Origin of the sequence: Bacillus sp. COPE52 (assembly GCF_003355115.1) — a bacterium.
In the GTDB taxonomy this organism is placed as follows: Bacteria; Bacillota; Bacilli; order Bacillales; family Bacillaceae_G; genus Bacillus_A; species Bacillus_A toyonensis.
On record NZ_CP031292.1, the window covers coordinates 3797974 to 3819575 of the forward strand.

Consider the following 21602-nt stretch of genomic DNA (forward strand, 5'->3'; position numbering starts at 1 on the left):
CTCTTCACATTATGTGGAAGGATAACCATTAGGAAGGTGGGGGTGACAATGAGTAACTTATGGATATTTGGCTTTCAAGCTTTATGGAGTCCATTCTTTTTATTATTTATGCTTTCGATTCTTATTGGATACTTCTTAATTATTGGACCATATAGAACTCGATTTGAAAATGCGACGAAGGTAAGTAAAAAGCAAATTTTTTATTTTACGTCTGGAATTGTTCTTTTGTATTTTGTAAAGGGTGGACCTATTGATTTAATTGGCCATATTATATTTAGTGCACATATGTTTGAAATGGCAGTCATGTATATTGCAGTTCCGCCTTTATTATTACTTGGTATACCAGTTTGGTTATATCGTTATATTACTTCTTTTAAGCTAGTTCAAATTGTGTTGAAAATTTTTGCTAAACCGCTTATTGCATTGTTTGTATTTAATGGACTGTTTTCTTTTTATCATTTGCCAGTTGTTTTTGATGCAGTAAAACAAAGCCAAATTGCCCATCCGATTTGCCTCGCTATATTATTTTTTGCGGCAATCATGATGTGGTGGCCGATGTTAAATCCGTTACCAGAATATCAAACGTTAAGTGATATAAAGAAACTTGGTTATATGTTTGCTAACGGTATATTATTAACGCCAGCTTGTGCATTAATAATTTTTGCAACTGCACCGTTATTTGCAACGTATACGGATTCAGCTGCTTGGATGAAAGCGATGGAACTATGCGTACCTGCGGGAACTTTATCAGAATTAAATATAACTGGACCAGAATTTTTGCACTGGATGCCAGTAGTACAAGACCAACAAACGGGCGGTATCATTATGAAAATTGTCCAGGAAATAGTGTACGGTACGATTATCGGCTATGTATTCTTTAAATGGGCGCGTAGAGAACGCGAAAAGGATAAGGAGCAGTTGCAACAATTGCCGCCATATTTACAGACTAAGTAAAAAAGTGTATGGGATTCCATATGCTTTTTCTTTTTTTAGTTTTAGCTTTAGGTATTTATAAAAGATTGAATTTTCAATCTTTTCGTGTTAAGTTAGTGTTGGCGTGTACTAAAAGTGGATATAAAATTTACTACTAGCTTTCATGCGTAATAATTCCATATGTAGTGCAAGTTTTTTAGAGAGTTACAAATTTATATTGTTATCTTTAATAAACACGAACTATTTTAAGGGGGAATTTAAATGGGTAGTAGCGGAAGTATGGTAAAGCCGATTAGTGGTTTTTTAACAGCGTTAATTCAATATCCAGTACCGGTAGTAGAATCACGTGCAGACATTGATAAACAAATTAAACAAATCATAAAAACAATTCATTCAACTAAATCAGGTTATCCTGGATTAGAATTAATAGTATTTCCCGAATATAGTACACAAGGGCTCAATACAAAAAAATGGACTACAGAAGAGTTTTTATGTACAGTGCCTGGGCCAGAAACAGACTTATTTGCTGAGGCATGTAAAGAATCTGAAGTGTATGGTGTTTTTTCTATAATGGAAAGAAATCCTGATGGTGGAGAACCTTATAATACAGCGATTATTATTGATCCACAGGGTGAAATGATTTTGAAGTATCGTAAGTTAAATCCTTGGGTGCCGGTCGAGCCTTGGAAAGCTGGAGATTTAGGCTTACCTGTTTGTGATGGACCTGGAGGGAGTAAATTAGCTGTTTGTATTTGTCATGATGGCATGTTCCCTGAAGTAGCCCGTGAAGCAGCCTATAAAGGTGCGAATGTCTTGATCCGTATTTCCGGATATAGCACACAAGTTAGTGAACAATGGATGTTAACCAATCGTTCAAATGCATGGCAAAATTTAATGTATACATTGTCAGTGAACTTAGCGGGTTATGATGGTGTATTTTATTACTTTGGTGAAGGACAAGTATGTAATTTTGATGGGACTACTTTAGTGCAGGGGCACCGAAACCCTTGGGAGATTGTTACTGCCGAAGTATATCCAGAGCTAGCAGATCAGGCTAGATTAGGATGGGGGCTCGAAAATAATATATATAATTTAGGCTCAAGGGGATATGTAGCGACTCCTGGTGGAGTGAAAGAGAACCCGTATACGTTTGTAAAAGATTTAGCTGAAGGTAAGTATAAAGTTCCCTGGGAAGATGAGATTAAAGTGAAAGATGGATCCATTTATGGGTATCCAGTTAAAAAGACGATTCATTCTTAAGGAAAATAAATAGAACAAGCGCATCATATTGATGCGCTTGTTCGGTTTACTCAATAATTTGAAATTCTTTTAACTCTTTTTCTACATTTTGTAGGAGTTGTTCGCTTTTTTGGAGTACATTTGTTGGGAAAGTCTCATCATCACCATATTCAACACCGTGAGGATAATAATGTTTTCCTAATAAGGGAGGGAGTAGTTTTACTTCAGCGTGTCTGCTGCCAATGTCGCCTTCAACAGCAACTCCGCGCACTCGTAAGTAATAAATATCCTTTAATATTTCAAATTTATAATCGTATGTAACTCTTTCGTAATCCCACTGTCCAGCTAGTACAAAATGGTTCTTTTCCATAATCTCAGTTAAAAGCGATAAATCAACGACGGCCCCATTAAATTTCGTATTTGTAAATTGCATATAATACCTCCTTTTTTAATGTTACATCATTATTTTTATAATAGTATGAATAATAAGAAAGTGCAATTCATATTGAGAGAAAAGGGATAATCCAGACTTTTTTTGTGAAAATATGATATAGTGAAAAGAGTACGGTACACACAAAAAAGGAAATAAAAGGATTTGTGTATATCTCAATTTTATGTTTTGTGCAGGAGGTATATCGTTTGAAGAAATTATTGCGTATCGTAATGATTACATTTTTAATTTTAGCTGTTGATTTATACGGGAAATTACTCGTTTCACAATATATATTAACCCCATCTCAATCAAAACAAGAAAATAAAATTGTGAAAAAGAAAAAACAAGTCGATGAGGACTCCTCAGACACTGTTTTAAATATGATTGGTGGAGATTCTGAAAATCTATTGGCAAAGTGGGGAGAACCAGCTCGAATAGAGCCATCTGCTTACGGTTATGAATGGTGGGTGTACAATCAAGATTTAAATCAGTACGTTCAATTTGGAGTTGCTGAACGTAAAATTGTAACAGCGTATGTTGCTGGTGAACAAGTTAAGGTACCGCCTTATTATATAAATGAAAAATATGAAGATGTATACAAAAAGAATCCGCTCTCGCATGAGATTTCATTAAAAAGAGGGAAGAATAGTTATCAATTTGAGTTATCTGATACGGAAGTAATGGAACAGCCGTTAGTACCTGTAGAAGATGGATGGGCACAATTATATTTTGATCATTTCACACATGAACTCGTTGGTGTTCGTTATATGGATGATGAAACGTTATTGCGCCAAAGACCGTATCAGCTTGTTTATTCAGGTGAATTAATAGCAGAACAACCATTAACACCAGAAAAGATGAAACAAGTAGAGAATGGGAATATGCAACAAATTTTTGATTTAACAAATATTATTCGAAGTCGTCATGAACTACCATTGTTAACGTGGGATCAACAAACAGCAGATGTTGCTATTGGACATAGCAAAGATATGAAAGACAATAATTACTTTTCACATGATTCACCTACATTAGGTACGTTAGGAGATCGTTTACAACGAGGACGAGTAGGGTTTCAGCTTGCTGGTGAGAATATAGCGGCACAACATAGTGATGGAATTGCGGCGGTACAAGGTTGGTTAAATAGTGAGGGGCATAGAAAAAATTTATTTAATGAACAATTTACCGGATTAGGTGTTGGGGTATATGATAAATTTTATACGCAAAACTTTATTCGAAAATAAAGTGAAACTTTAAGTAGTGTAAAAAAAGGTGCATGAATCGTCTAAAAATAGGCGAACCATGCGCCTTTTTTTTCTTACAATATAAGTAGATATACATGAAGAGGTGAGGATTATGCCAACAACAAAAGGACCGTTACATCCATCGGTTCAACAGTTTAAAGAATTTGTAAACCATCACCCTAAAATGGTTCATGACGTTAGAAGTGGTCAAAAAACTTGGCAGCAATTTTATGAAGAATGGTACTTACTTGGTGAGGAAGATCCAATATGGGCAACTTATAGACCTGATGGAGCGCCTGCCTTTTCTTCAGTAAAAGAAAATAAAAAAGAGAAGGAAAAAGACAATCGAACTGAAGAGGAAAAAACTGCTGATGTGATGGGACAAATGCTTTCTTTTTTTAAAAAGCTAGATGTGGAACAAATGCAGCATCATTTAGCTAATGTGACGAGTGCTATCGGGAGTGTGCAACAAGTTATTCAACAGTTTCAAGGAAGTCGCACGCAACAAGAACAAAGTACTTCCAAAGAAAATAATCCATTTTTCTTTCAAAAGGATTAGGGGGAAAGATGATGAGAGAAGAACTTATGGAGTTTATAAAGGCTGATGAGGACTTATCGCGTTATATTAGGGAGCAGCCATACTGGTATAGGAAGTTAACCCGAAATCCTGAAGAAAAAGAAGCTTTTGAGTTGGCTGCTATGCAACATTTCAAAAAAACGATACCAGATAAAGTAGAAAAATTTCAAAATCAATTGGCGGTTGCTTCGATCATGATTGATATGTTTCAGTATATGAAGCAGCAAAATACGACATAATTGGAAGGGAAAACTATGTCCGTCATGCAGAACTTTTGTTACAATAGAAGCGGATTATTTAAAAAAGGAGTTGCAGCATGACGGAAATTTGTTTAGTACGACATGGACAAACTGATTGGAATTTTCAAGAGATTATTCAGGGGCGTGAAGATATTCCACTTAATGAAGTTGGGAAAAAGCAAGCGAGTCAAAGTGCGGCTGCTTTGCAAGTAGAATCGTGGGATATTATTATAAGTAGTCCGTTAATTAGAGCACAAGAAACGGCTAAGGAAATCGCAGAGGCAGCTGGATTACAATCCATTTTATTAGATGAACGATTTGTTGAACGGAATTTTGGAGAAGCTTCAGGGAAGCCGGTTGCGACTGTTAGAGAGTTAATTGCGGAGGGTAAAGTAGAAGGTATGGAGTTAGATAAAGAAATTGTAGCTCGTTGCTTTGCTGCTTTAGAAGATGTTGCAGTAACTCATTCTGGTAAACGTATTATTATTGTTGCTCATTCACATGCGATAAAAGCTATTTTACATGCAATTGCACCAGATGAAATTACGTTTAAGACCCCGTTAAAAAATGCATGTATTAGTTATGTGAAAGAAAACGGCGGAGAATGGGATGTTCTTAAATATAATATTGCGGAACATATTAATGTATAAGCGTATCTGAGATTGTTTGAAAATAGTTAGAGTCATATCTTTCTTTTAAGTGAGTCACTTCAATTAGTAGTTCTATTCTAAATGTGGTATGATGAATACTCGGAGGTGTCTCTCATGATTGTAGCGACGCTAGAAAGCGTATTAATATTAGATAAGGCAGAGCAGCTTGCAAAAGCGATCATCTGTTCAGATATAGCAGAAGATTATCGTAAGTGTTATAAAGAATTGCATGAGGATGTGGAAGTTCAGACATTAATTCAGCAATTTACAGCGATGAAGGAACGATATGAGGAAGTGCAGCGTTTTGGGAAATACCATCCTGACTATACTATCGTGTCAACAAAAATGAGGGAATTAAAGCGTTCTGTAGACTTGCATGATAAGATTGCAACCTTTAAACGAGCAGAAACTGCTTTACAAAAGTTATTAGATGAAGTTAGTGTAGCAATTGGTTCTGAGGTATCCTCTTCTATTAAAGTTCCAACAGGAAATCCATTTTTCGATGCTGGTGGCTGTGGCGGAGGTTGCGGTACTGGCGGAGGTTGCGGTTGTAAAAAAACGGGGTGATGTACCCCGTTTTTTAGAAGATGTAAGAAAACGTATACAGAGTTTGTTTCATTATGTCATAAATTTCTGGTTAGTTTTCAAAAAATATAAAATATAAGTTTTTAAAAGGAGAAGATGGAGAAGATTATGTTCGGGCAACGACAAAGTATGATTGTTTATTTACATTCATTGAAACATGCCAAGATTTTAAGAAAATATGGTAACATACATTACATATCAAAACGATTAAAATATGCCGTTGTATATTGTGATATGGAACAAATTGAGCATATGATGCATAAGTTGAATAAACTTCCTTTTGTGAAAAAGATAGAACAGTCGTACCGTCCGTTTTTAAAAACGGAATTTGAAAATTCCCGTCCTGATCGGGCAAAAGAATACGATTATAGTTAAAGTAAAAAAATCCCCTGCTACGTTTAGCGTGGGATTTTTTTACTTTAAATAAAGTGTTATTTCATTGGAGGAATGAAATTATTCATTCGTAAAATACCAATTAGATGATTGAAAAATAGTTCTTTTTCTGGGAAAGTTGTGGACGGTTTTACAGTAAATGTGGTCACTTTTTTTCCTAGTTTTTCTGCCATCTCTTCAAATAAAATGACACGTTTACTTTTTTTATTTTCAGGCATAGGAATACCTTCACGACATATGTATAATGGTTGGAAATCACCAGTAGTGGTCGGTTTTAATATTACAACAAGCGAGCATACTTTCTTTTCGTTTTTAATTGTTTCAAATTGTAACATATGTGTTATACGTTCTTGGTTTGCTTTGGCAATTTCAAGTAATTCATATAAATCAGAGTAGCCTTCTCCAAGTTCTATAAAGCGTTGAATCATATCTTTTCCTCCTCTTTCTTTTACTGTACCATCTCACTTTTTAAATGAAAAGTAGACAAAGAAAAAAAACCCTGCAAAGCAGGGCCCTTCTTATACTAGTATGTACTAGTAAGAAGGCAAAGGGAGAGGAGAAACCGGAGGAAGAACTTATGGGGAAACGTAAGTCTTCTCCGCGGTTGGCAACAACATCGAAGGTGATGTTGTTATAATTATTTATGTCCAATCTAAATGAAGATATACATAATGAATTTAAATTTTATGTTTGGCTTTTTATTTTTCTTTTTTTTATTTTATGATAGGATAAAAAAAGATAAAGTGAAACTTTAATCAGTGGGGGCATCCCCGCTGATTATTAGCCTTCACTAATCGGGCGTTTACGGGCAGTTAATTTCCCACCTCACTTTTTGTTCTAACCGAATTTTGAGTTGGGAGTTTTACTGCCCGTTAATGCGGGGGAAAGTGGAATTAATGTACATAATGGGTTTGTGTTAGCGAATGGCGAGATAAATACATAAAAAATGACGAGCGGTTATTTTTAGAGAAAGTTTCTTATGGATAGGTGAAAGTTACATATAGTTTTGCAGCGGTTACTGAAGTGGGAAATTATTTTATAAGCGCTCGATAGATTGAAATAAAGGTAGTGACAACAGATGAGAGTAGTTTCAGGAAAATGTAAAGGGCACCCACTTAAAGCGGTTCCCGGCAATACAACACGTCCAACGACGGATAAAGTAAAAGAATCTATTTTTAATATGATAGGCCCTTATTTTGATGGTGGTACCGCTCTTGATTTATTTGGCGGTAGTGGTGGCCTTGGAATTGAGGCTATAAGTAGAGGGATTGAAAAAGCGATTTTTGTTGATCGAGATAGTAAAGCGATAAAAGTCATTCATCAAAATTTAGAAAGTTGTAGAATACATGAACAAGCTGAAGTGTATCGAAATGATGCAGAGCGTGCGGTGAAAGCGCTCATAAAGCGTGAAATGTCATTCGATCTTATACTAATAGATCCTCCATATAAAGATCAAAAAATTGTATCTTTGATTAGTGTGATGGATCAACATGGATTGCTACATAGAGATGGATTAATTATGTCAGAGCATGGTAATGATGTTGTTTTACCTGATTCTATAGGGAATCTTGTAAAAGTAAGAGCTGAAAATTATGGGATTACAGCAATATCGATTTATAAGTATGAAGGTGAGGAGACAGAATGACAAGTATAGCTATTTCTTCAGGGAGTTTTGATCCAATTACCCTTGGGCATCTTGATATTATTAAAAGGGGAGCAAAAGTGTTTGATGAAGTGTACGTAGTTGTTTTAAACAATTCATCAAAAAAACCATTCTTTTCAGTTGAAGAACGTCTAGATTTAATTCGAGAAGCAACAAAGGATATCCCAAATGTAAAAGTGGATTCGCATAGCGGGCTATTAGTGGAGTATGCAAAAATGCGTAATGCAAATGCAATTTTACGTGGTTTACGAGCGGTTTCTGACTTTGAATATGAGATGCAAATTACTTCTATGAATCGAAAATTAGATGAAAATATTGAAACCTTTTTTATAATGACAAACAACCAATATTCATTTTTAAGTTCGAGTATTGTGAAAGAAGTTGCGAGGTATGGAGGAAGTGTAGTAGATCTTGTGCCTCCTATTGTAGAGCGTGCTTTAAAAGAAAAGTTTCAAACCCCGTTAAAGTGAACGGGGTTTTTCTTTATTCATGCGTAAAAACAATAAGATAACATATAAGTATAAACAAAATAATGTGAAAATCGGTCCGTAGTGTACAAAAGATGTCCAAATTTCAAGTAGTGTAGAAGAATGATTGGATAAAAATACGGGAATATCTTTTTCCATAGGTGAGAAAGAACTTACTTTCTCATAAAAAGGTTTCCAAAATAAAAACGTAAAAATAGGAGCAAGAATACTTTGGATAAGTCGTGCGAAAAAATATGGCTTAAATCGGATATCCGTTTCAGCTAGTATGCTAGCAACTTGTGCCTGAATTGAAAGGCCGCTAAATGCTAAAATGAAGCTTGTTACCATCGCTTGTTGCAGAAGGGGTGTTTCATTTATTTGACTAATCATTTGGCTTCCGAGTGTCATTTCAAAAATACCTGATAATATCGGAATACTAAAATCAGTACTTAGTTGGAAGAATGATAAAATATGTTGCATAATAAAAGAAAGAGTTGCTGTAATATGGAATACAGTAATCATTTTGTTTAACACAGAAAATAAAATAATAAATCCGCCAATCATAAGTAATGTTTGAATAGAAGAAACGATAGCGTCCCCAAGTAATTTTCCTATTGGTCTTTTTTCTTGCAAGCGTGTTTGGTGAAGGATTGAAAAAGGGTTTTGAAAAGGACGTTTTTTAGTAGTTTGTTTATCATTTGTGTAAGATGTGTTATGCCCGTAAAAACGCATTATTAATCCGACGGCAAAGTTGCTTAAATAATGTGCAGCAGCTAGTACGATTCCTAATTTCGGATTATTGAAAAAACCGATAGAAACAGCTCCAAAAATAAAAAGTGGATTAGAAGAGTTTGTGAAAGATACGAGGCGCTCGGCTTCAATTTGTGTTATTTGATCGCTTTTACGCAGTCTAGCGCTTAATTTGGCGCCAGCAGGGAACCCTGAGGCCATGCCCATTGCCCAAACAAATCCACCTATTCCTGGAACGCGAAAAAGTGGTCGCATGAGTGGTTCTAATATAACGCCTATAAATGTTACAACACCGATACTAATTAGAAGTTCCGCAATGATGAAAAACGGTAATAGTGAAGGGAATACAACTTCCCACCATATATTTAACCCTCGAATGGAAGCTTGCAAAGCAGCTTGGGGGTGGAGTACAAGAGAAAAGGTTAAAAATAGTGTTGATATGGTAAGGAAAGCGGTTTTCCATTTTTCATACATGTAAGTAAATCCCCCTTTGTCCCAAAAAACGTTCATTTCAGTATACGTGGATACGTGGTGAATTTAGACCATAAGTATGAAAAAGGGATGAAAAAAATTAAAGGGTGAGAAAAATGAAAGAACCGAAGATTGGTTTAGCGCTTGGATCTGGAGGAGCGAAAGGATTTGCTCATATTGGCGTTATAAAAGTTTTAAGGGAAGCGGGTATCCCGATTCATATGATTGCAGGGAGTAGTATGGGGGCCTTAATAGGTACATTTTATGCAGCTGGCTGTAACGTTGAACGATTGTATAAATTGGCGACTGTTTTTAAGAGGAAATACTATTTAGATTTCACGGTACCAAAAATGGGGTTTATTGCTGGTAAACGTGTCAAAGATATGATTAAAATGTTTACATATAATAAAAATTTAGAAGAGTTAGATATCCCGACAGCTGTTGTGGCTACTGACATATTGAAGGGGGAGAAAGTGGTTTTTACAAGTGGTCCTGTTGCAGATGCGGTGAGGGCTAGTATATCTGTCCCTGGAGTGTTTGTGCCAGAAAAGGTAAATGGACGATTATTAGTAGATGGTGGAGTGATTGATCGCATCCCAGTTTCGGTTGTAAAAGAGTTAGGTGCCGATATTGTTATTGCTGTTGATGTATCTCCGATTAAGGTGAATGGTGAGGTTACATCTATTTATGATGTAATTATGCAAAGTATTGAAATTATGCAGCATGAGCTTGTAATGAATCGGCAAATTGCATCAGATTTAATGATGCGACCAGCTGTGGAACAATTTAGTTCACGTGCTTTTACAAACATTGAAGACATTATTCGAGTCGGAGAAGTAGAAGCAGAAAAACATGTTTCAAATATTTATTTATTAATTGAGCAGTGGAAGGAGAAACATAATGTTTAAGCGTTTTCGGTTTATATATGCAATCTTAATAGGTGTGATATTGGCGATGTTACTTGTTTATGTGCGTTTACCGTACTATGTAACAAAACCAGGAATGGCTGCGAAATTAGAGCCGTATGTCCAGGTTGAGGGTGGAACAAAAGAATCTGGTGATTTTATGCTTGTAACGGTTTCGATGGGGCCGGCAAATGTGGTGAATTTAATAGCGGCACAATTTAATAAATATACACATGTTTCGAAGGCGGAAGAAATATTGCAAAGGGGCGAGAGTGATGAAGAATATCAATTCCGCCAAAATTATGCAATGAAAGACTCGCAAAATGCAGCAATTTATAATGCGTATAAACAAGCGAATCGTACTGTTTCTTTTGAAAATAAAGGTGTATTAGTTGCTGGTGTAGCGAAGGGTATGCCGTCAGAGGGGAAGCTTAAGCTTGGAGATATCATCATAGCTGTCGACGGAAAAACATTCGAAAAGACGGATCAATTTATTGAGTATATGACAGGGAAAAAAGAAGGAGATACAGTAAATATTGAGTACATGCGAGGCGGAAAACAGTTAAAAGAAAATTTAAATGTAAAGACAATTCCTAATGGAAATGGCCGCGTAGGTATAGGTGTCTCTATCGTGACGGAAAGAGAGTTAGTAGTAGATCCGAAAGTGAAAATTGATTCCCATGAAATAGGTGGGCCATCAGCAGGCTTAATGTTTACATTAGAAATATATAATCAACTTGTGGAAGAAGATTTAACAAAAGGACATGAAATTGCTGGAACAGGTACAATTAATGAAAAGGGAGAAATTGGCCCAATTGGTGGTATACAGCAAAAAGTGGTAGCTGCTAGTGATGCGGGTGCTGAGGTGTTTTTTGCGCCAAATGAAAAAGGTGCGGAGAAATCCAACTATAAAGATGCACTTGAGGCTGCGAAAGATATTAAAACAAAAATGAAGGTTGTACCAGTGGATACGCTGGATGATGCGTTGAAGTATTTGGAAAAAATGGGTGAGAAAAAATAAACCTCTCTGAAATAGAGAGGTTTTTCTTATAGAAACGTTGTAGTTGTTTCATCGTAACGAATTGGATGGTGTGTTACGTCTTGTTTTAGTAGTTGTGTCCGTAATGGTTCTTGCATGATAGAGAAATATACAGAATTTGCTCTTCGCTCTATATGTAAAGTAGGATGGTCAAAACTTTTTGTATGAGTAAGGATTGGAAGTTCTATTTTTTTCTTGTTTTTTGAAATATAAGTTTGTCCTTTTTGTGACATGCCGAGTAGACGAATATACGGTGCATGTTGTTCTATATTTGCCGTATGCATCTCTTCTTTTGTCGTGTTTGTTAAAATATGTGTACAGGCTCTTTGTAATCTAGTCCATGTATAACGTTTTGTTTTTAATGCTTCCATGAATGAGTGGAAGGAAGAGCTGTTTTGTATTTTTGATAAAATACGATGCTCTAAACCTTCTTCGATTTCATATATATGTCGTAAGTCCCCTGGAGACATCGTCATAAGTTTGTATTTAAAAAATGAAAAGTATTGTTCCCAATTATGTAATATCCCGAAGTTTTGTTTATAAGTTGCTAAAAGAGAAGCGGTTGCTTTCGGGATAAAAGGCTCAATTTCTGTAAATGAACCATTTTCGCTAAAGAGTTGTTTACGAATACTCGTTGCACTTGCGATATGTTGGTTGCTAAATGTTTCATCGTGATAATGAGATGCGTATCTTTTTATAGTTTGTGATTGTATAGAACTATTTTGCGCCAGAATTGCTTTTATGTATTGAAAGCCTAAAATGTTATTTGGTTGTGACATATCGATGTTTTTTTTGGATGGTAAAATGTGTAGAAAGGCTTCAGATGTAGCTTTGGCGTAACTATTACCTGCGCTCATAAATTGCTTTACGAGACGATTAAAAGTCGCTTCTTCGTTTTTTTGTACAGAGATGGTATTATAAAAATTTTCGATTTGTCCATCTTCACTGCCAAAACAAATTTCAGAAACGCGTAAGGCATTTAAGATGGAAATAGCACCATTTGCAAAAGTTTCAGCTTTTTGTGTTGCAAATGCGTATGGAAGCTCTACAATAAGGTCTACACCGCTTGCTAAGGCCATTTTAGTGCGATACCATTTGGAAATGAGTGCGGGCTCACCACGCTGCAAAAAAGGGCCACTCATAACGGCAATTATAATATCAGAGTGTGTTAACTTTTTTGTTTGTTGCACATGATAATCATGACCGTTATGAAAAGGGTTATATTCAACGACAATACCACTGGCTTTTATGATAATCTCTCCTTTCGATGTAGCATCTTTTTGGAAAACATGATACTCTATATATTATTTACTATGATGACTTCATTATAGTGTAAAGAAAAAACATTGACAAATATAAAATGGCTAGCTATAATTTTGTTTGTTGCCTTGAGGTGATATGATATGAAATGGTCCATCCATCAATTGAATAAATTGAGAAATAAAGGATTGACATTGGATGAGATGGTAGATGTAAGTGAGCTAAAAGAGTTCGAGAAAGATATTCGTGAAATTAATCCTGTTCATGTAACAGGAAGAGTTGATTTTGGCTCCGGGAAGTTTACGTTCCATCTACATATAACTGGAAGCATGGTTTTACCATGTTCTCGCTCTTTAGTAGATGTGACATTACCATTTGACATTAAAACAACTGAGGTGTTCCAAACTTCAGAAGAAGAGTTTGAAACAGAAGCTGAAATTCATTGTTTAGAAGGAGAAGTACTTGACTTACTGCCCGTAATCAAGGAAAATATACTTTTGGAGATTCCAATGCAAATTTTCAGTGATGATGTTTCTGGTGGAGCACCGATGCAAGGTCAAGACTGGCAAGTGATTTCGGAAGAAAACAAAGAAAAGGCTGTTGATCCAAGATTGGCAGGACTTGCAAAGTTTTTTGACAAATAATCGGAAGACTGGTTTAGGCCTTCATATGAAAATAATTATTTCTTTTAAGGAGGTGGGAAGAATGGCTGTACCTTTTAGAAGAACTTCTAAAACAGTAAAAAGAAAGCGTCGTACGCATTTCAAATTATCAGTACCTGGTATGGTAGAGTGCCCAAGCTGTGGTGAAGCGAAATTAGCTCACCGTGTATGTAAAGCATGCGGTACTTACAAAGGTAAAGAAGTAATCAGCAAGTAATTGCGGGAAAATAAACGTAGAAGATATCTTCTGCGTTTATTTTTTTTGTTTTATTCTTTAGTTGTTGTATTCTATCTTTTCTAGTAACTGCATATGCTTAATAAAAAATGCATAGGGAGGACTAGAGAGATGGCGACAACAAGACAAGATGCTTGGACTGATGATGAAGATTTGCTTCTGGCAGAAGTAGTACTCCGGCATATTCAAGAAGGTGGAACGCAACTTTCTGCCTTTAAAGAAGTGGGAAGACATTTGTCTCGTACACCAGCAGCATGTGGATTTAGATGGAATTCTTACGTGAGAAAGCAATATAAAGAACGTATTGAAGAAGCGAAACAACTTCGTAAAGTAGAAAATTATGAAGTGAAAGAGACGGAGGTATTAGAGCCTACGTCAATTACACTGAATGATGTTATTGATTTCTTGCAAAATTATAAAGATGAAAACTCTTTAATGGTGTTGCAAAAACAAGTTGAATCGCTACAAACAGAGAGAGAACGACTTCTAGAGCGATTATCAGTATATGAGGAAGAGTATAGAACATTACTTGATTATATCGATCAAAAAAGAAGTGTAATGGTAGCGGAAAGAAATAGTGTTCGTTCGAATGGAAAGTTAGAGAAGTTAAAGAAATAAAAACAGCTGTTACGCAGCTGTTTTTTTATTTCTTATGCAGATTCCTCGTTTGTAATCGCATTCATATTTGTTTCTGGATGCCAAATATAAAAATCACCATTAGTTACTGATACAGGTTGGAAATTTAATTTATCCCAAAAACCAGCCGAATGGATACGTGCTATCGTTTTAACTGGGAACTGTAGTTGTTTTGCATAATTCACAAGCATTTGTCCAAATCCTTGTTTTTGAAAAGTTGGTAACACTTCAAGTTTATAAAGTTCTAGGTAAGGGCCAGTAATTTCAAATGGTTCGCCACCATTCCTTTTCATATATAGACTCATACGTGCGATTAGTGATCCGCCATAATAAATACCATAAAATGGTGATTCGCTATTGTTTTCAATAATGTTTGCTTGTAACTCTTCCAACATAGATAGTTCTAGAGCTCCGCAACCTTTAAATTTTTTAAATTCATCTAATGTTTTATAATTGATGAGCAAGCGCTCAACTTTTGGGAATCCCATTACATCACATCCTTTTCTTATCTTGTTGAATCCAGAAAAGTAAAAATATTTATAATAATATTATAACTTATTTTTTTATTTTTATGAAGAAGATAGTATATTTCTTTTATTATTTTTTTGAGGATTTGCTAAACTAAGAATAGAAGCACGTTAATAAGTAGTATATACATAGTGAAAGAAGAGGTTGCGTTTATCTGTTAGGAGTCAGTGCAAGCGTAGGATGTATGCATGTGAATTAGAAAGATATAAAGGGAGGGAAGGCAAGGAAATTTAATATGAATTCCTTGGGTGAAAATGAAAATTGGAATTGTAGGATCAGGTGCTATTGGTCTATTATATACATTTTATTTACAAAAAAGTAATCAAGATGTCACGTTGTTTACAAGGACGGCTAAGCAGGCTGAAGAATTGAATAAAACAGGTGTAACTTGTATTAGAGATGGGAAACGTGAAACGGTATTTCCATCCATTTTACCGATAGAATATATGTTAGATCAGAAGTTAGATTATACATTTATTGCTGTGAAGCAATACCATATAAATGACATATTACCGTTTGTGCAAGGAGAATCATCATTAATCTTTTTGCAAAACGGAATGTCGCATCTTCATGCTATACAGAAAATAAGGAATGAGAATATAGCTGTTGGTATTGTAGAACACGGTGCGAAAAAAGAAGAAAGGTATACGGTCCATCATACTGGAATAGGTATAACGAAGTTTGGGGTAGTGCGCGGTCCATCTTTATATTTTAAAAAAGTATTCGATTATTTTCCTTTTGCTCATTTTCCAATTCAAATAGAGGCTGATTGGAAAGGTATTATGTACAAAAAATTAGTAGTAAATGTATGTATTAATCCATTGACAGCGTTATTGCGGGTTCAGAACGGTGAGTTAATTACGAATCCTTTTTTTTATCAAATGATGGAGCAAGTATTTAGGGAAGTTGCATTTCTTGTTAGTGAAGAACAAGAAATGGTATGGGAAATGGTACGAGGTATATGTGAAAGAACGTCTCATAATACATCATCTATGCTAGCAGATGTAAGAGCGAATAGACAAACGGAAATCGATGCGATTGTTGGATATGTGTTAGAGGAAGCTAAGAAACAGCAACGACCAGTTCCGACACTTCAATTTTTGTTCGATGCAATAAAAGGATTAGAAGTAAAAGAATAAGTGTTATTCTTTGCTTTTACGTGAAACATTGACTACAATGTGGATTGGTGAGAGAACTGGATACGAAAGGAAGAATTATATGGAGATAAACGAAATCTCTGTTCCGCAACAAGGTATTGTAGCGGACTATATGAACGGTAAAAAAGAGATACAGTCGTGTTTTGATTATATGTTAACAGAAGTTGCTTTTAAACAACGTTTACATGATTTGCGTGAAAGGAAGTTTTTCCGCCAAGAGTTAGTAGCGCATTTATTAGAATATAATACAAAATTGCAAGCGGGAGAATCTACAATTCAAAATGTAAAAGCGCTTGGAGATGAAAATACATATGTTGTTATAGCTGGACAACAAGCGGGGTTATTAACTGGACCGCTTTATACAATTCATAAAGTTATTTCAATTTTACAGCTTGCAAAGGAAAAGGAAGAAAGTTTAGGCGTTAAAGTCGTTCCTGTATTCTGGATTGCTGGTGAAGATCATGATATGGATGAGATTAATCATACTTTTGTAATGAAAAATAAAAAAATAAAAAAGACTATTTTTCATGACCGTAATCCGAAAAAGGCGAGTGCTTCTGAGTCTGAACTGTCTGTTGAAGATTGTAGAAAATGGATGGAAGAGATTTTTAAAACATACCCAGAAACGAATTTTACAAAGGATGTATTACGATTTGTAGATGATGCTTTGAATAAATCGAATACGTATGTAGATTTCTTTGCTTACCTTATTACAAACATGTTTGCTAATTCTGGTTTAATTCTTGTTGATTCGCATCATCCTGAATTAAGGAAGTTAGAGGTTCCATTCTTCAAACGTATTATAAGCAAGTATAAAGAAGTGCAAGAGGGGCTTCACAATCAGCAGGAAGTAATTAAAGAATTAGGGTATAAACCAATTATTGAAACAAAGTCTAATGCAGTGCATATATTCATGGAAATCGATAATGAGCGAGTGCTGCTTGAAGACAATCAAGGAAAGTTTGTCGGAAAAGATGGGACACATTCTTTTTCATATGAAGAATTGATTGAAGAGTTGGAGAGAAGTCCAGAGCGTTTTAGTAATAATGTTGTAACACGTCCTCTTATGCAAGAGTATGTATTTCCTACGCTAGCGTTTATTGGAGGTCCAGGGGAGATAGCTTATTGGAGTGAACTGCAACAAGTATTCCATACTGTTGGTTTCCAAATGCCGCCTGTCGTTCCTCGTCTTACAATGACTTATATAGAGAGAGATATAGCAACAGATTTAAATGATTTACAGTTGCAAGAAAATGATCCGTTTTTACATGATGTAGATAAATTACGTGAAAACTGGTTGTCTGATCAAATAGAGGAACCAATCGACGATCGATTTGTAGAGGCGAAAAAAGAAATTATTGATATTCATACATCATTACAACAGTTTGTGAAAAAAATAGATCCAGGATTAAGTGAATTCGCAGGGAAGAATGAGTTGAAAATTAATGAACAAATTGAACTGTTAGAAAGAATGTTGAAAAGAAATGTTGAGAAAAAACATGAAGTTCAACTAAATAAATTCCGCCGTATACAATGTGCAATTCGTCCATTAGGAGCTCCGCAAGAGCGCGTGTGGAATGTATGTTATTATTTAAATCAGTTCGGTTTGGATTTCGTTGATCGAGTGATGGAGAATTCATTTTCTTGGGATGGAAAACATCATGTTATAAAACTATAGAATCTTGCTCTTTGGAGCAGGATTTTATTTTTATTCTGTTGAATTTACTGTGAAGTGAAATTTTTCTGAATTATCATTTTATAACTGGTAGAGATTGTATATATGTAGGATACTTAAATATATGACAAAATCACACAAAATGTAAACGTATTATTCTCTTTTTCGACAGTTTTTTATTTAAATTCCCGCAAAAAATGATAAAATTTAGTATATAATAAAAGAAAATAGCGATTTGTATAGTATGCTGCCTTTGTTGGTAAGTTAACTGAGTCGTTCTTTAGTAGTATTTCGTTCTCTGATCGTGAGAAATACGTTTAGAGGAAGAAATACATTTAACATAAATTAATTGGAAAAAGAGTAGGTGCAACAATGTTTAAACACGTAACAGTACTTTTGAAAGAAACAGTAGACGGCTTAGATATAAAGCCAGATGGTACATATGTAGATTGTACACTGGGGGGAGGAGGACATAGTTCTTATTTATTATCCCAATTGACTGATGGGGGAAAATTAATTGCTTTTGATCAAGATGAGATAGCGATTCAAAATGCAAAAGAAAAATTTTCTTCATACGGTGAGCAGTTTATAACGGTAAAGAGCAATTTCCGTTACTTATCTGAAAAACTACAGGAATTAGGCATAACAGAGGTAGACGGTATTTTATTCGATTTAGGTGTTTCATCCCCACAATTAGATACACCAGAGCGAGGCTTTAGTTATCATCATGATGCACCGTTAGATATGCGGATGGATCAAGATGCCCCATTAACAGCATATGATGTTATAAATAGCTGGTCATATGAACAACTCGTAAGAATTTTCTTCCAGTATGGTGAAGAGAAATTTTCAAAGCAAATAGCAAGAAAAATTGAAGCGTATCGTGAAAATAAAGCTATTGAAACGACAGGAGAATTAGTGGAACTAATAAAAGAAGGTATTCCGGCTCCTGCGCGTAGAACTGGTGGACATCCTGCGAAGCGAGTTTTCCAGGCAATCCGTATTGCTGTAAATGATGAATTGAAAGTATTTGAAGAAGCGTTGGAATCTGCTATTGAGATGGTCAAGCCTGGTGGAAGAGTTAGTGTTATAACATTCCATTCATTAGAAGACCGTATTTGTAAAACAACATTTAAGCGAAATAGTACAACGCCGCAATTGCCGCCAGGGTTACCAATTATCCCAGATGAATTTAAGCCGAAATTAAAGCTTATTACAAGAAAACCGATTTTACCTTCTGATATAGAGCTGGAAGAAAATAATCGAGCGCGTTCTGCGAAGTTGAGAATCGCTGAAAAACGATAAAAAGGAGAGAGAGGTATGACTAATTTAGCTGTAAAGTACAAACAACAAGCGCAAGAAGAGGTACAAATTCAAACGCCCCCACAGCAGATGGTTAAGCCGAAGGTTAAAGCAAAGATTACAAGGGTCGAAAAACTGATGTATGTAGCGTTTATTGGCTTTTTATTGTATGCCTGTGTAGCGTTTATTGGGAATAAAGCAGGGCTTTATCAAGTTAATGTAGAAGCAGCGACGATTGAAGAAAAAATTGTACAGCAGCAAAAAGAAAATCAAGAATTGCAGGCTGAAGTAGAGAAGCTAAGTCGCTATGAACGAATCGCTGAAGTTGCAAAAAAACATGGGCTAGAAATTAATGCGAATAATGTGAAAGGCCTCAAGTAAGGCAATAGGTGTGAAGGAAAGATGAAGAAAAATATGACTAAATTTCATACCAATAAAGGAGCAGGTTATTTTATGATATTTTTCCTCCTGCTCTTTTTGCTGTTATTAGCCCGATTTTTTTACATACAAGCGACAGGAACAGTGCATAATCAGGATTTGGATGAACTTGCTAGGCAAAAACATAGTAAAACAGGAGTTCTCGAAGCGAATCGAGGAACGATTTATGACCAAAATGGTCATGTGTTAGCGCAAGATGCAAACTCTTATAAACTTGTAGCTGAATTAAAAGGTGCGAAACCTGTTGAGAATAAAGAGGATACTGCAAAGAAAATTGCGGGAGTACTAGGAAAAGGCGAAGAGGATATTTTAGCTGCATTAAATAAGGAAGGCAGAAGTCAAGTCGAATTTGGAACACTAGGCAAGGATTTGACGAGAGAACAGAAGAAACAAATAGAGGCACTGAATTTGCCGGGAATATCTTTTATTACAGAAAATGCAAGAGTGTATCCAAACGGTGATTTTGCGTCTTACGTCATAGGTCATGCGAAACCAAATGAAAAGGGAACTTCGGTAGGACAATTTGGCTTAGAAAAAAGTTTGGATAAATATTTAAGCGCTTCTAACGGAAAGGTAGCATATACAGGCGATCGTAAAGGTGTATCTCTTGATGGTGGCAAAGTGAACGTAGAGGCACCAAAAAATGGAGATAACGTGTATTTAACAATGGATCAACGGGTTCAAAGTTATTTAGAAGATGCGATGAAAGCAGCGAGTAAACAATATGATCCAGAAAGTTTAATAGGGATTGTTGCGGATCCGAAAACTGGAAAAATATTAGCGATGTCTACTAAACCTAGTTATGATCCTAATGATCGTCAAATTAAATATTTCTTCAATGATGCGATTTCAAATGCATTTGAACCGGGGTCAACAATGAAAATTTTCACATTAGCGGCAGCTATTAATGAAGGTGTGTACAAAGGACAAGATTATTATCAGTCTGGTACATATCAAGTTGGAAACCGGAAAATAAAAGATCATAATGGCGGTGCTGGCTGGGGCTCTATTACCTTCGATGAAGGGGTAGAGAGATCTTCAAACGTAGCGTTTGCTATTTTAGGTGATCAAAAACTTGGTCCAGAACGTTTCCGTAAATATATTAATGCTTTTGGGCTAGATGAGAAAACAAATATTGATTTACCTGGTGAAGGTTCTAATACAATTTTATTTGATCAGCAAATACAGCAAGTAACAACGGCTTTTGGACAAGGTTCTACTGTAACGCCAATTCAGCTTGTACAAGCTGCAACGTCAATTGCAAATGATGGGAAAATGATGAAACCATATGCGATTGACAAAATTGTAGATCCGATAACAGGGGAAGTAAAATTAGAGCATAAACCAGAAGAAGTAGGAAAGCCTGTTACAAAAGAAACAGCAGCGCAAGTAAGACAGTTGTTAGAACGTGTTGTTACATCTCCGAAAGGAACAGGAACTGCTTATAAAGTCGAGGGATATTCAGTCGGTGGTAAAACAGGGACAGCGCAAATTCCGGATGGAAAAGGTGGCTATATGACAGGGAGAGAGAATTATATATTCTCATTCTTAGGGATGGCGCCGATGGACGATCCGCAACTTGTTGTGTATGTAGCTGTTAAACAGCCGAAATTGAAAGATGATGAGAACGGTGCACAGCCGTTAGCTGATATTTTTAAATATGTAACAAAAAATAGTTTAGAGTATTTAAAGATAAAGCCAAATGAAGTGAAAGATCCGAAGAAACATTTAAAAGAGCAACAAACTGCTGTTCCGGATGTAACTGGTAAAACGATGGCTGAAGCGGGGAAAGCAATTGAAAAAGCAAAACTCCGTCCAATCATACTTGGTGAAGGAAAAGTGCAGCAACAAGTACCGAAAGCAACTGAGCAAACATTAAAAGGCGATCGAGTCTTCTTAGTGGGAGATAAGCCAACAATGCCAAATATACAAGGGTGGGCACTGCGTGATGTTATGAATTTGGCGAAAACATTACAGCTTAACTTAAAACCTTCTGGTACCGGATACGTAACTGAACAAAGTGTAGCAGAAGGAACGTTACTGCAACCGGGTACAGAATTAGGTGTAACACTAGTGCCACCACTTGAACCGCAACAAGAAGCAGAAAAACCATAATGGTAAGAA

25 protein-coding genes are annotated in these 21602 nt (G+C 35.7%); 20 read left to right on the forward strand and 5 right to left on the reverse strand.

Annotation, left to right across the window (positions count from 1 at the left end):
• The first annotated feature begins 48 nt into the window (after positions 1 to 48).
• The gene (ctaG, locus tag DPQ31_RS19120; protein ID WP_000069006.1) at positions 49 to 954 is read left to right on the forward strand and encodes a cytochrome c oxidase assembly factor CtaG; all 906 of its coding nucleotides are present in this window, start codon (positions 49 to 51) and stop codon (positions 952 to 954) included.
• A 240-nt stretch (positions 955 to 1194) separates the two neighbouring features.
• Positions 1195 to 2193, forward strand: coding sequence for a formamidase (locus tag DPQ31_RS19125; RefSeq protein ID WP_000535796.1), 999 nt, complete (start codon positions 1195 to 1197; stop codon positions 2191 to 2193).
• Between the two features lie 46 nt (positions 2194 to 2239).
• Here the strand turns inward: DPQ31_RS19125 and DPQ31_RS19130 are convergent, their stop codons facing one another.
• Positions 2240 to 2605 (reverse strand): YugN family protein, encoded by a 366-nt coding sequence (locus DPQ31_RS19130; RefSeq protein ID WP_001160935.1) that lies wholly within the window; start codon positions 2603 to 2605, stop codon positions 2240 to 2242.
• Between the two features lie 206 nt (positions 2606 to 2811).
• On the opposite strand from DPQ31_RS19130, the gene DPQ31_RS19135 reads away from it, so the two are divergent.
• The 6 genes from DPQ31_RS19135 (at position 2812) to DPQ31_RS19160 (ending at position 6272) form a co-directional block, all read left to right on the forward strand.
• Positions 2812 to 3846, forward strand: coding sequence for a CAP domain-containing protein (locus DPQ31_RS19135; RefSeq protein WP_000735382.1), 1035 nt, complete (start codon positions 2812 to 2814; stop codon positions 3844 to 3846).
• Positions 3847 to 3958: 112 nt separating this feature from the next.
• Positions 3959 to 4405 (forward strand): YlbD family protein, encoded by a 447-nt coding sequence (locus tag DPQ31_RS19140; protein WP_001143329.1) that lies wholly within the window; start codon positions 3959 to 3961, stop codon positions 4403 to 4405.
• An 11-nt stretch (positions 4406 to 4416) separates the two neighbouring features.
• Positions 4417 to 4662, forward strand: a complete 246-nt coding sequence (locus DPQ31_RS19145; RefSeq protein WP_001206442.1) for a YlbE-like family protein — start codon at positions 4417 to 4419, stop codon at positions 4660 to 4662.
• 77 nt (positions 4663 to 4739) lie between these two features.
• Positions 4740 to 5312, forward strand: coding sequence for a histidine phosphatase family protein (locus DPQ31_RS19150; RefSeq protein ID WP_000134952.1), 573 nt, complete (start codon positions 4740 to 4742; stop codon positions 5310 to 5312).
• Between the two features lie 114 nt (positions 5313 to 5426).
• A complete protein-coding gene (locus tag DPQ31_RS19155; protein WP_000634357.1) occupies positions 5427 to 5879 on the forward strand; it encodes a YlbF/YmcA family competence regulator in 453 nt (150 codons plus the stop codon).
• A gap of 126 nt (positions 5880 to 6005) precedes the next feature.
• Positions 6006 to 6272 (forward strand): YlbG family protein, encoded by a 267-nt coding sequence (locus tag DPQ31_RS19160; protein WP_002093356.1) that lies wholly within the window; start codon positions 6006 to 6008, stop codon positions 6270 to 6272.
• A 56-nt stretch (positions 6273 to 6328) separates the two neighbouring features.
• Here the strand turns inward: DPQ31_RS19160 and DPQ31_RS19165 are convergent, their stop codons facing one another.
• On the reverse strand, positions 6329 to 6718 hold the full coding sequence (locus DPQ31_RS19165) for a DUF7147 family protein (protein WP_000616007.1): 390 nt from the start codon (positions 6716 to 6718) through the stop codon (positions 6329 to 6331).
• Between the two features lie 650 nt (positions 6719 to 7368).
• On the opposite strand from DPQ31_RS19165, the gene rsmD reads away from it, so the two are divergent.
• Together rsmD and coaD are read left to right on the forward strand one after the other, a co-directional pair.
• Positions 7369 to 7935, forward strand: a complete 567-nt coding sequence (gene rsmD, locus DPQ31_RS19170) for a 16S rRNA (guanine(966)-N(2))-methyltransferase RsmD (RefSeq protein WP_001266984.1) — start codon at positions 7369 to 7371, stop codon at positions 7933 to 7935.
• Positions 7932 to 8423, forward strand: a complete 492-nt coding sequence (gene coaD, locus DPQ31_RS19175) for a pantetheine-phosphate adenylyltransferase (RefSeq protein ID WP_000200597.1) — start codon at positions 7932 to 7934, stop codon at positions 8421 to 8423. The genes rsmD and coaD overlap by 4 nt, the downstream gene beginning before the upstream one ends.
• On the opposite strand, the gene ylbJ is transcribed toward coaD, so the two are convergent.
• Positions 8415 to 9644: a sporulation integral membrane protein YlbJ gene (gene ylbJ, locus DPQ31_RS19180; RefSeq protein ID WP_208730889.1), complete on the reverse strand. Its 1230-nt coding sequence runs from the start codon at positions 9642 to 9644 to the stop codon at positions 8415 to 8417. The two genes, coaD and ylbJ, sit on opposite strands and share 9 nt — an antisense overlap.
• Before the next feature lie 113 nt (positions 9645 to 9757).
• Between ylbJ and DPQ31_RS19185 the strand changes: the two genes are divergently transcribed.
• Both DPQ31_RS19185 and DPQ31_RS19190 read left to right on the forward strand, forming a co-directional pair.
• Positions 9758 to 10549 (forward strand): patatin-like phospholipase family protein, encoded by a 792-nt coding sequence (locus DPQ31_RS19185; RefSeq protein ID WP_000662585.1) that lies wholly within the window; start codon positions 9758 to 9760, stop codon positions 10547 to 10549.
• On the forward strand, positions 10542 to 11567 hold the full coding sequence (locus DPQ31_RS19190) for a SepM family pheromone-processing serine protease (RefSeq protein WP_000476315.1): 1026 nt from the start codon (positions 10542 to 10544) through the stop codon (positions 11565 to 11567). Before DPQ31_RS19185 ends, DPQ31_RS19190 begins: the two co-directional genes overlap by 8 nt.
• A gap of 26 nt (positions 11568 to 11593) precedes the next feature.
• On the opposite strand, the gene DPQ31_RS19195 is transcribed toward DPQ31_RS19190, so the two are convergent.
• On the reverse strand, positions 11594 to 12835 hold the full coding sequence (locus DPQ31_RS19195; protein ID WP_208732105.1) for a nucleotidyltransferase: 1242 nt from the start codon (positions 12833 to 12835) through the stop codon (positions 11594 to 11596).
• 153 nt (positions 12836 to 12988) lie between these two features.
• Between DPQ31_RS19195 and DPQ31_RS19200 the strand changes: the two genes are divergently transcribed.
• The 3 genes from DPQ31_RS19200 to DPQ31_RS19210 all read left to right on the forward strand — a co-directional run bounded on the left by DPQ31_RS19200 (position 12989) and on the right by DPQ31_RS19210 (position 14360).
• Positions 12989 to 13489 carry a YceD family protein gene (locus DPQ31_RS19200; protein ID WP_208730891.1) on the forward strand — a complete coding sequence of 167 codons (501 nt, stop codon included), beginning with the start codon at positions 12989 to 12991 and terminating at the stop codon, positions 13487 to 13489.
• 61 nt (positions 13490 to 13550) lie between these two features.
• Positions 13551 to 13724: a 50S ribosomal protein L32 gene (rpmF, locus tag DPQ31_RS19205; protein ID WP_001984764.1), complete on the forward strand. Its 174-nt coding sequence runs from the start codon at positions 13551 to 13553 to the stop codon at positions 13722 to 13724.
• A 129-nt stretch (positions 13725 to 13853) separates the two neighbouring features.
• Positions 13854 to 14360: an RsfA family transcriptional regulator gene (locus DPQ31_RS19210; protein ID WP_000246458.1), complete on the forward strand. Its 507-nt coding sequence runs from the start codon at positions 13854 to 13856 to the stop codon at positions 14358 to 14360.
• Positions 14361 to 14392: 32 nt separating this feature from the next.
• On the opposite strand, the gene DPQ31_RS19215 is transcribed toward DPQ31_RS19210, so the two are convergent.
• Positions 14393 to 14866 carry an N-acetyltransferase gene (locus tag DPQ31_RS19215; RefSeq protein WP_208730893.1) on the reverse strand — a complete coding sequence of 158 codons (474 nt, stop codon included), beginning with the start codon at positions 14864 to 14866 and terminating at the stop codon, positions 14393 to 14395.
• A gap of 294 nt (positions 14867 to 15160) precedes the next feature.
• Between DPQ31_RS19215 and panE the strand changes: the two genes are divergently transcribed.
• The 5 genes from panE to DPQ31_RS19240 all read left to right on the forward strand — a co-directional run bounded on the left by panE (position 15161) and on the right by DPQ31_RS19240 (position 21593).
• Positions 15161 to 16045, forward strand: a complete 885-nt coding sequence (gene panE, locus DPQ31_RS19220) for a 2-dehydropantoate 2-reductase (protein WP_033661358.1) — start codon at positions 15161 to 15163, stop codon at positions 16043 to 16045.
• A gap of 79 nt (positions 16046 to 16124) precedes the next feature.
• Positions 16125 to 17741 (forward strand): bacillithiol biosynthesis cysteine-adding enzyme BshC, encoded by a 1617-nt coding sequence (gene bshC / locus DPQ31_RS19225; RefSeq protein WP_208730895.1) that lies wholly within the window; start codon positions 16125 to 16127, stop codon positions 17739 to 17741.
• 369 nt (positions 17742 to 18110) lie between these two features.
• Positions 18111 to 19043 (forward strand): 16S rRNA (cytosine(1402)-N(4))-methyltransferase RsmH, encoded by a 933-nt coding sequence (gene rsmH, locus DPQ31_RS19230; protein WP_000472506.1) that lies wholly within the window; start codon positions 18111 to 18113, stop codon positions 19041 to 19043.
• Positions 19044 to 19058: 15 nt separating this feature from the next.
• Positions 19059 to 19421, forward strand: coding sequence for a cell division protein FtsL (gene ftsL, locus DPQ31_RS19235; RefSeq protein ID WP_000182809.1), 363 nt, complete (start codon positions 19059 to 19061; stop codon positions 19419 to 19421).
• A 72-nt stretch (positions 19422 to 19493) separates the two neighbouring features.
• The gene (locus DPQ31_RS19240; protein WP_208732106.1) at positions 19494 to 21593 is read left to right on the forward strand and encodes a penicillin-binding protein; all 2100 of its coding nucleotides are present in this window, start codon (positions 19494 to 19496) and stop codon (positions 21591 to 21593) included.
• Positions 21594 to 21602 lie beyond the last annotated feature (9 nt).

Coding starts and splice junctions, on each gene's coding strand:
- coaD (WP_000200597.1), top strand. CDS start 7,932: ATGACAAGTATAGCTATTTCTTCAGGGAGTTTTGATCCAATTACCCTT.
- DPQ31_RS19240 (WP_208732106.1), top strand. CDS start 19,494: ATGATATTTTTCCTCCTGCTCTTTTTGCTGTTATTAGCCCGATTTTTT.
- DPQ31_RS19125 (WP_000535796.1), top strand. CDS start 1,195: ATGGGTAGTAGCGGAAGTATGGTAAAGCCGATTAGTGGTTTTTTAACA.
- rpmF (WP_001984764.1), top strand. CDS start 13,551: ATGGCTGTACCTTTTAGAAGAACTTCTAAAACAGTAAAAAGAAAGCGT.
- DPQ31_RS19165 (WP_000616007.1), bottom strand. CDS start 6,718: ATGATTCAACGCTTTATAGAACTTGGAGAAGGCTACTCTGATTTATAT.
- DPQ31_RS19210 (WP_000246458.1), top strand. CDS start 13,854: ATGGCGACAACAAGACAAGATGCTTGGACTGATGATGAAGATTTGCTT.
- rsmH (WP_000472506.1), top strand. CDS start 18,111: ATGTTTAAACACGTAACAGTACTTTTGAAAGAAACAGTAGACGGCTTA.
- panE (WP_033661358.1), top strand. CDS start 15,161: ATGAAAATTGGAATTGTAGGATCAGGTGCTATTGGTCTATTATATACA.
- DPQ31_RS19185 (WP_000662585.1), top strand. CDS start 9,758: ATGAAAGAACCGAAGATTGGTTTAGCGCTTGGATCTGGAGGAGCGAAA.
- DPQ31_RS19155 (WP_000634357.1), top strand. CDS start 5,427: ATGATTGTAGCGACGCTAGAAAGCGTATTAATATTAGATAAGGCAGAG.
- rsmD (WP_001266984.1), top strand. CDS start 7,369: ATGAGAGTAGTTTCAGGAAAATGTAAAGGGCACCCACTTAAAGCGGTT.
- ftsL (WP_000182809.1), top strand. CDS start 19,059: ATGACTAATTTAGCTGTAAAGTACAAACAACAAGCGCAAGAAGAGGTA.
- DPQ31_RS19150 (WP_000134952.1), top strand. CDS start 4,740: ATGACGGAAATTTGTTTAGTACGACATGGACAAACTGATTGGAATTTT.
- DPQ31_RS19140 (WP_001143329.1), top strand. CDS start 3,959: ATGCCAACAACAAAAGGACCGTTACATCCATCGGTTCAACAGTTTAAA.
- bshC (WP_208730895.1), top strand. CDS start 16,125: ATGGAGATAAACGAAATCTCTGTTCCGCAACAAGGTATTGTAGCGGAC.
- DPQ31_RS19130 (WP_001160935.1), bottom strand. CDS start 2,605: ATGCAATTTACAAATACGAAATTTAATGGGGCCGTCGTTGATTTATCG.
- ctaG (WP_000069006.1), top strand. CDS start 49: ATGAGTAACTTATGGATATTTGGCTTTCAAGCTTTATGGAGTCCATTC.
- DPQ31_RS19215 (WP_208730893.1), bottom strand. CDS start 14,866: ATGGGATTCCCAAAAGTTGAGCGCTTGCTCATCAATTATAAAACATTA.
- DPQ31_RS19145 (WP_001206442.1), top strand. CDS start 4,417: ATGAGAGAAGAACTTATGGAGTTTATAAAGGCTGATGAGGACTTATCG.
- DPQ31_RS19160 (WP_002093356.1), top strand. CDS start 6,006: ATGTTCGGGCAACGACAAAGTATGATTGTTTATTTACATTCATTGAAA.
- ylbJ (WP_208730889.1), bottom strand. CDS start 9,644: ATGTATGAAAAATGGAAAACCGCTTTCCTTACCATATCAACACTATTT.
- DPQ31_RS19200 (WP_208730891.1), top strand. CDS start 12,989: ATGAAATGGTCCATCCATCAATTGAATAAATTGAGAAATAAAGGATTG.
- DPQ31_RS19190 (WP_000476315.1), top strand. CDS start 10,542: ATGTTTAAGCGTTTTCGGTTTATATATGCAATCTTAATAGGTGTGATA.